This window comes from Sphingorhabdus rigui (assembly GCF_014196595.1).
GTDB classification, from domain to species: Bacteria; Pseudomonadota; Alphaproteobacteria; order Sphingomonadales; family Sphingomonadaceae; genus Sphingorhabdus_B; species Sphingorhabdus_B rigui.
Genome location: NZ_JACIEA010000002.1, coordinates 200254 through 213780, shown reverse-complemented (window position 1 = coordinate 213780; position 13527 = coordinate 200254). Strand labels below are relative to the sequence as shown.

Annotated in this window: 13 protein-coding genes and 1 riboswitch; of the genes, 9 read left to right on the top strand and 4 right to left on the bottom strand. The window is 54.9% G+C overall.

Annotated elements, in window-relative coordinates; genetic code table 11:
• The first annotated feature begins 42 nt into the window (after positions 1 to 42).
• Positions 43 to 227: riboswitch (yybP-ykoY riboswitch) on the top strand.
• Positions 228 to 237: 10 nt separating this feature from the next.
• From GGR91_RS08535 to GGR91_RS08525, 3 genes are all read left to right on the top strand, one after another.
• Positions 238 to 807 (top strand): TMEM165/GDT1 family protein, encoded by a 570-nt coding sequence (locus tag GGR91_RS08535; protein ID WP_183941780.1) that lies wholly within the window; start codon positions 238 to 240, stop codon positions 805 to 807.
• A 41-nt stretch (positions 808 to 848) separates the two neighbouring features.
• The gene (locus tag GGR91_RS08530) at positions 849 to 2069 is read left to right on the top strand and encodes an argininosuccinate synthase (RefSeq protein WP_183941779.1); all 1221 of its coding nucleotides are present in this window, start codon (positions 849 to 851) and stop codon (positions 2067 to 2069) included.
• A gap of 131 nt (positions 2070 to 2200) precedes the next feature.
• Positions 2201 to 3943: an N-acyl-D-amino-acid deacylase family protein gene (locus GGR91_RS08525; protein ID WP_183941778.1), complete on the top strand. Its 1743-nt coding sequence runs from the start codon at positions 2201 to 2203 to the stop codon at positions 3941 to 3943.
• Positions 3944 to 3977: 34 nt separating this feature from the next.
• Here the strand turns inward: GGR91_RS08525 and dnaN are convergent, their stop codons facing one another.
• Positions 3978 to 5093, bottom strand: a complete 1116-nt coding sequence (dnaN, locus tag GGR91_RS08520; RefSeq protein ID WP_183941777.1) for a DNA polymerase III subunit beta — start codon at positions 5091 to 5093, stop codon at positions 3978 to 3980.
• 141 nt (positions 5094 to 5234) lie between these two features.
• Between dnaN and GGR91_RS08515 the strand changes: the two genes are divergently transcribed.
• From GGR91_RS08515 to GGR91_RS08495, 5 genes are all read left to right on the top strand, one after another.
• Positions 5235 to 5882, top strand: coding sequence for a histidine phosphatase family protein (locus tag GGR91_RS08515; RefSeq protein WP_183941776.1), 648 nt, complete (start codon positions 5235 to 5237; stop codon positions 5880 to 5882).
• A gap of 98 nt (positions 5883 to 5980) precedes the next feature.
• The gene (locus tag GGR91_RS08510) at positions 5981 to 6460 is read left to right on the top strand and encodes a hypothetical protein (RefSeq protein ID WP_183941775.1); all 480 of its coding nucleotides are present in this window, start codon (positions 5981 to 5983) and stop codon (positions 6458 to 6460) included.
• A gap of 45 nt (positions 6461 to 6505) precedes the next feature.
• Positions 6506 to 7744 (top strand): 23S rRNA (adenine(2503)-C(2))-methyltransferase RlmN, encoded by a 1239-nt coding sequence (gene rlmN, locus GGR91_RS08505; protein ID WP_183941774.1) that lies wholly within the window; start codon positions 6506 to 6508, stop codon positions 7742 to 7744.
• Between the two features lie 3 nt (positions 7745 to 7747).
• On the top strand, positions 7748 to 8329 hold the full coding sequence (locus tag GGR91_RS08500; protein ID WP_183941773.1) for a septation protein IspZ: 582 nt from the start codon (positions 7748 to 7750) through the stop codon (positions 8327 to 8329).
• Between the two features lie 104 nt (positions 8330 to 8433).
• Complete coding sequence (locus tag GGR91_RS08495) at positions 8434 to 9675, top strand: SAM-dependent methyltransferase (RefSeq protein WP_183941772.1); 1242 nt, start codon at positions 8434 to 8436, stop codon at positions 9673 to 9675.
• Here GGR91_RS08495 and GGR91_RS08490 read toward each other — a convergent pair.
• The 3 genes from GGR91_RS08490 to GGR91_RS08480 form a co-directional block, all read right to left on the bottom strand.
• On the bottom strand, positions 9672 to 10445 hold the full coding sequence (locus GGR91_RS08490; RefSeq protein ID WP_183941771.1) for a thioesterase family protein: 774 nt from the start codon (positions 10443 to 10445) through the stop codon (positions 9672 to 9674). The two genes, GGR91_RS08495 and GGR91_RS08490, sit on opposite strands and share 4 nt — an antisense overlap.
• Before the next feature lie 296 nt (positions 10446 to 10741).
• Complete coding sequence (locus GGR91_RS08485) at positions 10742 to 11290, bottom strand: EF-hand domain-containing protein (RefSeq protein ID WP_183941770.1); 549 nt, start codon at positions 11288 to 11290, stop codon at positions 10742 to 10744.
• A gap of 105 nt (positions 11291 to 11395) precedes the next feature.
• Positions 11396 to 12874 carry a hypothetical protein gene (locus GGR91_RS08480; protein WP_183941769.1) on the bottom strand — a complete coding sequence of 493 codons (1479 nt, stop codon included), beginning with the start codon at positions 12872 to 12874 and terminating at the stop codon, positions 11396 to 11398.
• 354 nt (positions 12875 to 13228) lie between these two features.
• Here GGR91_RS08480 and GGR91_RS08475 point away from each other — a divergent pair, with 354 nt between their 5' ends.
• Positions 13229 to 13513, top strand: coding sequence for a hypothetical protein (locus GGR91_RS08475; RefSeq protein ID WP_183941768.1), 285 nt, complete (start codon positions 13229 to 13231; stop codon positions 13511 to 13513).
• Positions 13514 to 13527 lie beyond the last annotated feature (14 nt).

The window sequence follows — 13527 nt, the reverse complement described above, 5'->3', positions numbered from 1 at the left end:
ATAACAGCATGGTTGCATCGCTGAGATTCGCGACGTAAACGCCATTCCGTCATCTGGGGAGTAGCCAGCCGTTCCATGCGAACGGGACATGCATCAACATATTTGGCCGAGAGGTCATGGTGCATGTGGGGCCGCAAATGCGGTTCAAGGCGAGACCAATGGCATCTGCAATCCGTTCCGGTCGGGCGGGGTTGTGGGTGGCATTGCGTCTTTTAACTGCCTGACCTGGAAAACATTATGGAAATTTTCTTCGCCTCTGCCTTGCTTGTTGCCGTTGCCGAAATCGGCGACAAGACAATGCTGCTCGCCATATTGCTGGCGACACGGTTCAAAAAGCCGGTGCCGGTCATCGCCGGCATTTTTGCCGCCACAATGGCCAATCATGCACTCGCGGCCTGGGCGGGCAGTGCGCTCGCCAGCATTTTTATGAGCGACGCATTTCGTATCGCAGTCGCCATTGGTTTCATCCTGATGGCGGCGTGGACGCTTATTCCCGACAAGGTCGATGACGATATGAAAGTCGCGTCACAGCGCGGGGCATTTGTTGCGACAACAATCGCGTTTTTCCTCGTCGAAATGGGCGATAAGACGCAAGTGGCAACAATCGCACTTGGCGCGCAATATCATGCGGTGCTGGTGGTTGCGGCGGGAACAACATTGGGCATGATGATCGCCAATGTCCCTGCGGTCTATCTGGGCGAGAAGCTGGTGGAAAAGGTTTCGCTGCGCATCGTGCACAGGATTGCGGCGTCGATGTTCCTCTTTCTGGGGCTTTGGCAGTTGTGGGAGTTGTCGAACCCTGCCTAAACTGTTAGGCGCGCGGCGGATATTCAGCTTCGGAAAATGATATGACCAAAGACAGCGTTAAAAAAGTCGTCCTCGCATATTCGGGCGGGCTCGACACCAGCGTCATCCTGAAATGGCTACAGGTGGAATATGGCTGCGAAGTCGTCACCTTCACCGCCGATCTGGGGCAGGGCGAAGAGCTTGGGCCAGCACGCGAAAAGGCTGTGCTGATGGGCGTGCCCGATCACCATATCTACATTGATGATTTGCGCGAAGAATTTGTGCGCGATTTCGTCTTTCCGATGATGCGCGCCAATGCGCGGTATGAAGGCGACTATTTGTTGGGCACGTCGATTGCCCGTCCGCTCATTTCCAAGCGCTTGATCGAGATTGCCGCCGAAACCGGCGCGGACGCGATTGCGCATGGCGCAACGGGCAAGGGCAATGATCAGGTGCGGTTCGAACTTTCGGCCTATGCGCTGAACCCCGACATCAAGGTGATTGCCCCTTGGCGTGAGTGGGATCTGACGAGCCGGACACGGTTGATCGAATGGGCGGAGCAACACCAGATTCCGGTGCCTAAGGACAAGCGCGGCGAAAGCCCGTTTTCGACCGACGCCAACCTGTTGCACACGTCGTCCGAAGGCAAAGTGCTTGAGGACCCATGGGACGAAACGCCCGATTATGTGTACTCGCGCACCGTCAATCCAGAGGATGCGCCAGACACGCCAGAATATATCACCATCGATTTTGAAAAGGGCGACGGCGTCGCGCTGAACGGCGAAGCGATGTCGCCCGCGACTTTGTTGGCTGCGCTGAATGATCTTGGCCGCAAGCATGGCATTGGCCGCCTTGATCTGGTCGAAAACCGCTTCGTCGGTATGAAATCACGCGGCATGTATGAAACACCCGGTGGCGAGATTTATGCCCGTGCACATCGCGGTATTGAAAGCATCACGCTCGACCGCGGCGCAGCGCATCTTAAGGATGAGCTGATGCCGAAATATGCCGAGCTTATCTATAATGGTTTCTGGTTCTCGCCCGAGCGCGAGATGCTGCAAGCCGCGATTGACCATTCGCAGACCTTGGTGTCCGGTACCGTGCGGCTGAAGCTGTATAAGGGTCTGGCGAGTGTGGTTGGCCGCAAATCGCCCAACAGCCTGTACAGTGAAAAAGTTGTGACGTTTGAGGACGACGCTGGCGCTTACGATCAAAAGGATGCAGCGGGTTTCATCAAACTGAACGCGCTTCGCCTGCGCTTGCTGGGGCAGCGTAAAGCGTAATTTCGCAGAAAAACGTCATCCTGAACTTGTTTCAGGATGACGATTGCTCGCTATTTCGCCTTCAACGCGACCCCACTTTAACCGCCCGATTAAGTCTGATAGGCTCCCCTGCGAGGAAGAGGAGAGTCGATATGCATGATTTGGTCATTCGCGGTGGAACCGTCGTTGATGGCACGGGCGCACCGCGCTTTGTCGCCGATGTTGCGGTCGATGGCGGTATCATTACCGCTATGGGTCAAATCAGCGCTTTGGGTCGCGAAGAGATTGATGCGTCCGGTAAAATCGTCGCGCCAGGTTTTGTCGACATCCATACCCATTATGACGGCCAGGCAACGTGGGACAGCGAGATGGGTCCGTCGAGCTGGCATGGCGTCACCACGGTCGTGATGGGCAATTGCGGCGTTGGCTTTGCGCCCGCGAAAAAGGACAAGCATGATTGGTTGATCGGCCTGATGGAGGGTGTCGAGGATATTCCCGGCACCGCGCTCGCCGAGGGAATGAAATGGGATTGGGAGAGCTTTCCCGATTATCTCGATGCGCTCGAACGCCTGCCGCGCACCATCGATATTGGCACGCAAGTTCCGCACGGCGCGTTGCGTGCCTTTGTCATGGGACAGCGCGGCGCGGATAATGAGGAGCCAACGGAAGCCGACATCGCCGAAATGGCGCGGCTGGTGGAGGAAGGCTTGCGCGCAGGGGCTTTGGGTTTTTCCACCTCCCGCACGGTGTTGCATAAATCGATTGATGGCGAACTTGTCCCCGGGACCACGGCGACCGAACCTGAACTGGTGGGTATTGGCCGCGCCATGGGCAAAGTCGGACATGGGGTGTTTGAGCTGACCACCGATTTCTTGGAAGAATGGGACGAGTTCGGCTGGATGGGTCGGTTAAGCCGCGAGACGGGGCTGCCCATCGCCTTCACCATGTTGCAATCGCCCATCAAGCAAATGCCGTGGACCGAACAAATGGCGGCGATGTGCAACGCCAATGACAATGGTGCGAACCTCGTCGCGGCGATTGGCCTGCGCGGTATCGGCGTCATCATGAACTGGCGCGGCACGGTGCACCCGTTCATGCGCAAGCCAAGCTGGCAGAAAATCGCCGGACTGTCGTGGGACGAACAAAAGGCAAAGCTGTCCGACCCGGCGTTTAAGGCAGCGATGTTGGCGGAGGATAATTTGCCACCACCTTCGGTCGATATGGCCCCATTCTTCATGCTGGTGACGGCCGCATGGGCCATGCAATTCCCGCTCGGCGATGGCTTCAGCTATGAACCCACACGCGAAGAAAGCGTCTTCGGCTTTGCGCAAGCCGCAGGCAAAGAAGCGGCCGAATATGCGTATGACCAGTTGATGGCCGACGACGGCAACGGCATGATTTACCTGCCGATATTGAATTATATGGATGGCAATTTGGACTTCACCAAAGAGCTGCTCCAGCGTGACGATATCGTCGCATCGCTGTCCGACGGCGGCGCCCATTGCGGGACGATTTGCGACGCGGCGTCACCGACATTTCTGCTCAGTTACTGGGCGCGCGATCGTAAGGCGGGGACAATACCGCTCGAACTGGCCGTCAAACGCCAATGCCACGACACGGCGCGGCTTTATGGGCTGAATGATCGCGGTGTGCTAAAGCCGGGCTATCTCGCGGATATCAACGTCATCGATTTTGACGCGTTGAAATTGTTGAAGCCATGGTTGGCGTTCGACCTGCCCGCAGGTGGCAAGCGCTTGCTGCAAAAAGCTGACGGCTATGCCGCGACGATTAAATCGGGCGTGGTCACGTTCCGTGATGGCGCGATGACGGGCGCTTTGCCCGGTATCGTGGTGCGGGGGCCGCAGAGCATCCCCATGGCGGAAGCTGCGGAATAAGGGAGGGCTTCCAGCGCGGAAGCCACTCCATTTATTAGACGCGCATTGGCATCAAAACATACAGCGCCGCCGACTTGTCATTCTCACGAATGAGCGTTGGGGCGCTGGCGTCGGCCAAGTGAAGTTCGACAATGTCGCCTTCGATTTCGCCCAAGATGTCCATCAAATAACGCGCGTTAAAGCCGATTTCAAAGCCATCGCTGTTATATTGGCCCGACACTTCTTCGGCGGCCGTGCCGTTTTCAGGGCTGGTGACCGACAATGTGATCTTGTCTTTATCGAGCGCCATTTTGACAGCGCGGGTTTTTTCGGTGGCGATGGTCGCCACGCGGTCAACGCCTTGGCTGAATGCCTTGGGGTCGATGCGCAGCAGCTTGTCATTCGCGGTTGGAATGACGCGGCTGTAATCGGGGAATGTGCCGTCAATCAGCTTTGATGTCAGGATGACGCTGTCAAAGGTGAAGCGGATTTTGCTCGCCGACAGATCGATCTGGATGACATTGCCGCCGCTTTCGTCCAGCAGCTTGCGGATTTCGGCGACGCATTTACGTGGCACGATGATGTCGGGCATGTTTTCTGCACCAGCCGGACGCGGCAGCGTGACGCGGGCGAGGCGGTGGCCGTCGGTGGCCGCTGCCTTCAACACAGGATCGGCATCGTCGGTGACGTGCAGGAAAATACCGTTGAGATAATAACGCGTTTCTTCGGTCGAAATCGCAAAGCGCGTTTTGTCGATGATCTGGATCAGCGAACTTGCGGGAATTTCGAACGAGGTGGGCAATTCGCCCTCTGCGATCGTGGGGAAATCTTCACGCGGCAGCGTTGCGAGCGAGAAGCGCGCACGGCCAGCGTTCACCGCCATGCGGCCATCTGCGGCATGCAATTGGACTTGCGACCCTTCGGGCAATTTGCGCGCGATTTCGAACAGCGTGTGCGCCGAAACGGTGGTTGCACCGGGGGTTTCGACATCGGCCGCAAAGGTTTCAACGACCTGCAAATCCAAGTCCGTCGCGGTCAGCTTGATCTTGCCGCCTTCGCTGGCTTCGATCAGGACGTTCGACAAAATGGGGATAGTGTTGCGCCGTTCCACAACGGATTGGACGTGGCTCAGGCTTTTCAGCAGGGTCGCGCGTTCGATCGTGGCTCTCATTCAAATTCCCCTTATCGGGCATGGCAGGCACAAAGCAGCCAAAAATCCCTATTTCTATGGCGACTCTTCCATAACCGCTTTGGCCAGCAGGGCAAGCCGATAGGTTTTGCGTCGAAGAATATCCTGTGGAATAAGGCCATTATGACGATTTCAACAAACGGTAGACGGCTTTTCATCGCACGGCATGGGGAGACGGTGTTTAACAAAATTGCCCGAATGCAGGGGCAGGCGGAGCTGCATACCCCGCTGACCTGGGAAGGTTGTGTGCAAGCGCGCGCGATGGGGCGTGCGTTGGCAAATTATCTGGGGGATGACCCCATACCGCAGCTTTGGTCGTCCACCGCTGGGCGCGCGTTGCAGACGCTTGCCTTGGTCGCAGAGGAAATCGACGCCGACTGGCATCAAACGATGCGCGACGACCGGCTGCTGGAAATTGACGTCGGCCTTTGGTCGAGCCGGACCTATGCCGACATTTCCGCGGAAATCGGCCCAATCGTCGATATGGAGCACAAGCTGTTTTCCGTGCGTCCCGAGGGCGGCGAATTTTACGACGATGTCGCGCAGCGGCTGCGTCACTGGATATCGGACCAACGCTTTGAACAGGACATGCTGATCATTTGCCATGGGATGACCGCACGCGTGCTGCGCGGGGTTTTGCTGGGCTTGGAGCCCATGGAACGCTTTGGCGCGCCCATCGCCCACAGCCTTGCGCAGGGCAGCATGGTAATGATCCGCGATGGTGTCGAAACGCTGGTGATTGACGGCGACGGCGCAGGGGAGCGTGCTTGAGGTTTGTCACCCCACATGATGTGTTCTCCTGCGCAGGCAGGAGCCCAGAACAGTCCTGCGCATCGCCGCGCTGGATTCCGGCATTCGCCGGAAAGCACATGCTTATTATGTTTGCGTTGACGCTTGCGGCTGCCGCGCCGCTGTCTGCCAAAGACCGGCTTGGCGTGTATCAAGGGTGGGCGGCGTTTCGTGACCCTGAACCCCCCCGCTGCTATGCGATTTCGGAGCCCGACGAGACGATAGGTCCGCCAACGCGGGCGGCTTATGTCTCCATCGGTTTTTGGCCAAAGCGCCGCGTTACGCACCAGCTTTACGTGCGGCTGTCGCGTGATCGGGCGGCCAATAGCGGCGTGACATTGACCGCGGGTGGAAGGCGTTTTCGTTTAAGGGCCGATAGCAAAGCGGCATGGGCGGCGGACCGGCGGATGGACTTGGCCATTATCGCCGCCATCCGCTCGGCAACATCGCTCAGCATCGAAACGATTGGCCGCGATGGCCGGTCGATTGTCGATGCCTACGCATTGCGCGGTGCGCCCAGTGCAATTGATGCGGCGGCGTTGGGATGCGCGGCACGATAGCATAGCTGGCATTTCGGCGATTCATTGCGTATAGGCGCGGCCATCATGCAGATTCCCGGCCATATAGACCCCGTCGTCACCCCACGCGCGATTACGCAGCGTGCGGATGGCCGAATTGACCTTTTGGGCTTGAACCATCTTCAAATCCGGCAGCTTTTTGAAGAATCGCAGTTGGATGAAAAAGCGGCAAAGCTGCGGTCAAAGCAGGTGTTCCATTGGATATACCATCGCGGCGTAACCGATTTTGAAGCGATGACCGATATCGCCAAAACCATGCGGCCTTGGCTCGCCGATCGCTTTGTCATTGGCCGGCCAGAGGTGGTTGAGGCACAGGTTTCGACCGATGGTACGCGCAAATGGCTTTTGCGCACCGATGATGCGCAAGATTATGAAATGGTGTTCATTCCCGATGCGGATCGCGGCACGCTTTGCATTTCCTCGCAAGTTGGCTGCACGCTCAACTGTCGTTTCTGTCATACGGGCACGATGCGGCTGGTGCGCAACCTGACACCGGGCGAGATTGTCGGGCAGGTCATGTTGGCGCGCGATGCGCTTGGCGAATGGCCAAAGGGCAATATGGCGTCGGTTGCGGACGATGATGAAGATGATGATGTCGGCCATTACACCGCCGACGGCCGCATGCTGACGAACATCGTGTTGATGGGCATGGGTGAACCTTTGTATAATTTCGACAATGTCCGTGATGCGATGAAGATCGTTATGCATGGCGATGGCCTTGGCCTGTCGCGCCGCCGCATTACGCTTTCGACGTCTGGCGTTGTGCCGATGATGGCGCGCGCGGGCGAGGAAATTAACGTAAACCTTGCGGTATCGCTGCACGCGGTGACCAAGGAAATTCGTGACGAAATCGTCCCCATCAACCGCAAATATGGCATTGATGAACTTTTACGTGCCTGCGCCGAATATCCCGGCGTCAGCAACGCGCGGCGGATCACATTTGAATATGTGATGCTGAAGGACAAGAATGACAGCGACGAAGACGCGCACGAGCTCGTGAACCTCATCCGCCAGTATAAATTGCCGGCAAAGGTCAATTTGATACCGTTCAACCCATGGCCCGGCGCGATTTACGAATGTTCAGATCCAGAACGCATCAAGCGTTTTTCCAGCATCATTTTCGAAGCCGGCATCAGCGCGCCCGTGCGCACACCGCGCGGCCGCGATATCATGGCGGCGTGCGGCCAGCTAAAATCCTCCAGCGAAAAGAAAAGCCGCGCTGAATTGGACCGCCTTGCCGAGGAAAAGCAGGCGGCATTGGGGTAAGGCATGGCCGCGCAAGGAGCAGAAGCGAACGGAGGCGTATTTGCGCGCCACAACCGCTTGCCATTTGCCATTGATATCATCACGGGCCTGTTGTTCTACTTTGTTGCAAAGTTCACCGATTTGCAGACTGCGGCGATTGTAGGTGTGGTCGTCGGGTTCGCGCTTGTCCTGTTCCAGCGCATAACGAAAATTGATGTCACCGGCGGGCTCGCTCTCTTTGGTATCATGATGCTCTGTATTTCGGCAGGCCTCGCATTTTGGCTGAATGATGATGAATGGATCAAGCAGCGGGGGACGATAACGGGCCTGATCGCCGCCAGTTTCTTCATTATCGATGGCGTGCGGGGCGGCCCATATATCGGCAAGGGGTTAGCGCGGTATATGCCTTATTCCGATATTGATGTCGGGCGCTTTGCCATCATCATGGGTACAATCGGCCTGATCATGGCGGCGCTTAATTATGGTGCGGCTAAGTTTCTGTCGACGGACAACTGGTTGTTTTACAAAACATTTGTCGACAATTTCATTTCCGTCGGGCTGGTGTTCTTTGGCATGCGCTTCGCGCGTCTGAAACCCGCGATTTAAATCAAGCAGCGTTCGGATAGGCTTGGCAAAACTATGATTTTGTAACAATATCCAAAAATAGGTTCAAAGTCGGGGGTGGGCATCGTTTTACGAAAGGCACCACATTGGCATTACTCGAACGTATTTTAAGTGGCCGGATCCATCACGGCACGCTGACGATCACGCAACAAAATGGCGACGCACATGTTTTCGGCTCGGCTGCGGCTGGTTGGCCCGATGTCACCTTGCGGATAGTTCACCGCAACGCTGAACGCCGTATTTTGCTGAACCCGCGGCTTGGCCTTGCCGAAGCCTATATGGACGGCAGCGTCACGGTAGATGGTGACGACATTATGGGCCTTGTGGAAATTATCCGGCGCAACAATCCTTGGGAAAAAGGCGGGGAAATTGGCGACCAAAAGCCGCTACAGGCGTTGTTCGACCAGATTTTGCGCCCGTTTCAGCAGCTCAACTCCTTGGCCCGTTCACGCGCGAACGTTGCGCATCATTACGACCTTTCCAACGATTTTTATCGCATGTGGCTCGACGAAGATATGCAGTATAGCTGCGCATATTGGGCAGAAGCGGATGACAGTTTGGATCGCGCGCAGCGTGCCAAAAAGGCGCATATCGCAGCGAAGCTCGCACTGCAGCCCGGGCAGAAGGTGCTCGACATCGGTTGTGGCTGGGGTGGAATGGCGCTGTATCTGAATAAGGTTGCCGGGGTCGAAGTGCTTGGGATTACGCTGAGCGCCGAGCAGCTAAAGCTTGCGCGTGCACGCGCGGAAGCGGCTGGAGTGGCGGATAAGGTCAGGTTTGAACTGCTGGACTATCGCGTGTTGGCAAAGCGCGCGCCGGGCACTTTCGACCGGATTGTGTCGGTCGGTATGTTTGAACATGTCGGCGTGCCCCAGTTCACCGCTTACTTTCGCGCTTGTGCCAATTTGCTGAAGGACGATGGCGTGATGCTGCTGCATACGATTGGCCGTCTTGGCGCGCCGGGCACTACAGATGCGTTCACCCGCAAATATATCTTCCCCGGTGGCTATATTCCCGCTCTGTCGGAAACGCTTGCGGCGAGCGAAAAGGTGAAGCTGATCGCCAGCGACATCGAAACCTTGCGGCTGCATTATGCCATGACATTGCGCGAATGGTACGCCCGTGTGCAAATCCATCGCGACGCAATCGTCGCGCAATATGACGAAAGATTTTACCGTATGTGGATATTCTATCTTGCGGGCGCGACCGCGGCATTTGAATCGGGCGGGATGGGAAATTACCAGATCCAGTTCACGCGTGACCGACGTGCGCTGCCGATTACCCGCGATTATATCATTGAGGCGGAGAAGGCGCTTATGCGGCGTTAGGCAAAAATTGCGACTGACTGCATGCCGGTAAGCACCGCTTCACCGCGGCTGTTCCATGCAGTCATATATTGGCTGCTCGCGCCGTTGGCCGCATGATGCGTTTCGCTGGACAGATACCACCATCCATCTTCGGTCGTTGGCGTATCCGTCAACATGTTGATCTGCCAGTTCATCGAGCTGACCATGCCCTTTTCGGTCATCAAGCCCATCGCCGATGGCGGCAATGCATCGCCAATGCAGATAAGCTCTGCAATATGGTCAAGCCCGTCATGTTCGGTAAAGCGGTGCCAGCTTGCGAGTCGGTTGGTCGCCAACCCCAGTTCGAGCCGCTTGTCGGGATATTGCATATGGCCCGTGAAAAATTCAGGCGGTCCGCTGCGTGCATTTTCCGCAGTCGGAAGCGGCGGAAATTCGGGCTGGGCGATGCTGATATAGTCCAAATGGCTTTGCCGACGGTTCATAAAAATGAATGTGCAGGTCAGGCCGATGCCATCTGTGCCCATTATGTCAGCCTTGATGAATGCCGTGTTTTTACCACGACGCAGGATGTTGGCCTGCACCTCGACATCGCCTGCCAAGGGACCCACAAATGCAATTTGTGCGGACTGAAGCGGCGGCAAATCCTCCGCAGTCAGCTTCGCCGCTTGATAGGCCAGTGCCGAACTTAAGCCACCATAAGAGGTGCGTCCCTGATGCCAGCTGGCGGGGATCGATATCTTATGCGACGCGGCGCCCGGTTCGAATTGGGCAAGAAGTGATGCAAGGTTCATGACATTGACTTAGCGAGAGAAATTTGAAGCCGCAAGGCGCAGCCGACATCGCGTTTGTGTTCACAATCTTCGGCTGGATGTCTGTTATTTTCAGTTGGATGGATCAACGGCTGAAGGGTGGCAAAGCAATCAGCCACGCTTACAAAAGATAGCCCGGCGCCGTGCAAAACAGGCGTGGGGCGTAGTGCATAAAAGATGCCACCCGTTGCATGTACAACGGGTGGCCAGTTGATGCGTTAGTATTAGTGTCTTAGCTTATTAGAAAATGGGTATGAAAGCAAGCATTATTGCCAATTTTATCTGGATTTCTCAATACTATTTTGTCTATTCTGAGACGCTCTTAGTTCGTTTTCATCCACGATACCGTCTTTATCTGCGTCGAGATCGTCAAAACGGACAAGTGTTGCTATTCTATACTCTACGATAGTGATTTGCTGATCGCGATTTTTATCGAACCGTTGCATGATGCTTGTGATGTCAGGCATCGTTGGATTCGCAGCCAGCGCTTGAAATTCTATAGCGGATAAAGAGCCATCTTTATCCACATCAAGGCGAGCGAATGAAGCGCTATTGTCCAGCAGAGCTTTCTGCAATGCGGATCCGCGCTCGAACTCTTCAATTTCACCGCGCGACACCTTGCCATCACCAGTTATGTCACGTGCTTTAAATTCGTTATCCATAAGTTGGATAAATGAAGCGCGCGTCAGGGTCGGTGCGGTATTCGGTGACGTACCGCCCTGAACCGGTGCGGCGGGTACCTTTGCGGGCTTTGCCTGAGCATACACAATTGACGTCGGCAAACATCCTGTAATTACAAGCAAAAGAGCTAGGCCGGTTTTTTTCATGATCTCCATACCACTCTTTGATAACTCGTTGCATCCAAATGAAACTAAAAAGGGTCGCTATCGACAAATCAATAGCGACCCCTTTTTTAGGTATTTAGCGTGGAATTAGAAGCCGAATACGAACCCGACGCGTCCACCAACGCTACCATTTTTATTCAAACCACCACCAACGGAAGCAGTTACAAAGGCGTTTGCGCCAACCTTAGCGGCTGCGTTCAATGCCATTGCCTGTGCGCCTTCGTAGAAAGCGACGTTACCCGACAGCGTGAAGCCCATGTCTGGAAGCAATGCTGCACCGCCCATGGCGATTGCTGTAGCTGTTGAGCTTGCAATCTGATCACGCAGGACATTATCCGCTGCGATACGCTCATTGGTTTCAGTCGTGATGCGTGCACCCAATGCGTTATCGGCTGCGACACGTGCTGTTACTTCATTCGCAATTGCAGTAGTGTTTGCAGTCGTACGCGTGTCAAGTGCGGTGATTGCATTGGTGTTTGCAGTCGTACGCGTGTCAAGTGCAGTGATCTTCGTTTCAGCTGTCGTGATACGATCTTCGTGGTTCACAAGAGCGCTAAGAACTTCAGTTTCAAAGTTCGCACCTGCGTCAACTGATGCCGCGCTGCCTGACAACGCACTCGAAGCCATCGAGATGTTCTGGTTGCTGCTTGCTGCAGCTGCAGCAAGTGCTGCGGTCGCGCGGGCGAAGCCGTTGCTTGCATAGGCTGGTAGCGGCACCGCATCGTCATAAGCCGCGATTGCTACCAGACCATCGTAAGTTGCAGCAAAGGTTGTTCCGGCGGCACCGTTAACTGCGGCGAGCTGTGCAGCAAAACCGGTATCAGCAGCCAAAGCGGTGTTGAAAGTTGCGGCTGTCGTTGTTTTTGTTGCTGTTGCGTTCAACAAAAGACCATCTTTAGTAGCCTTGTCGGTAATGGCAGCCGTGTAGGTGTTCAGAGCCGTGGTCGCTGCACCCTGTGCTGCAGTAAGCGCAGTTGCAATTGGCGCTTGAGCCGCGGTTGCAATGTTCGCTGCTACTGTCGCACGATCAACAGCTGCTTGAGCGGCTGCAATTTCAGCTGCAGTTGCAGTATTTGGAAGCGCAGCTTGAGCAGCAAGGGCAACAGTACGTGCTGCCGAAGTCGATGCTATTACAGCGTCCGCTGCAGCCTTGTCTGAAACAAGCTTAGTTACGAGAGCATCTGCTTTTGTTTTAGCGGCATCGGCGTCTGCCAGAGCCGCTGCGGCTGTCGCAGCGTTGTCTGAAGCTGTCTTTTCGCTAGCAATTGCGTTTGCATAGTTAGTTTGAGCGGTAGCCGTTGCGTTGCTGCGCGCAGCAAGCAGTGCGTTTGTAACTGACGTTTTCTTCGCAGCTTCAGCATCCGCTGCAGCAATCTGGTCTGCAGTCCGTGTATCTGGCTTCGTTGCGCCCTTAGCTTCTTTGCTCAAAGACCACGTACCCTTCTTGTACGCGCCGTCAAGAGCGCCGGCGGTCTGTGCATGTGCAGCACCAGACATTGCGAAAAGTGAAACCGCCATGCCTGCTGCATAAAGGGTCGCTTTGCGGCCCGAGAAAATCTTTGTCATTTCAATCACCCTTGTTTCTAAAAACATCTGTTTCGAAGGCCAGCTCGTGCCGACCCAAGAGCTCGTGCATTGCGAACTGCATAAGAGAGCTGCCCCCGAACCGTCTCGGGAGTTAGCTTTTATGGCTATGTTAAAAAACCCAATTCGACTGCGTAAAAATACGTGCGCAATAATTCCTATAATATATCTTTACTAAATTTCGGAAATGAACCTAACTTTTTGACGAAATTACGAAAAACATAATTGATAGTTTTTAAAAATACTATTTTTCAGCATAAATATTTTATGAATTCATTGTTATGTGAATTTACATTTGTGTTGTTTTGACATTTCAAATGTTTTTTGGGGTTTTTCATGGGCTTAAATGACGATCAAACCGAAGAAAGTAGTCGTGCATTTAATGAAGCGCTTAAGCGTATTTTTGAGTTTCAAGAGTCTAGTGATGTCCAAATCGTCCGGAAGGAAGGCGAGTTGTTGTTTTTGATCAAGCAAGAACCGCGGCAGCCTGTTAAATATTATATGAACAAATCCGGGATGTCGGCGCGTTGGTTCAACGAAATCCTCAAGCAACTCATCGCTTCTGATCTTGTGATCCAAGAGCAATGCTCAGAAGATTCCCGACGGAGGCTGCTGCGGTAAGGCAGACTGAGGTC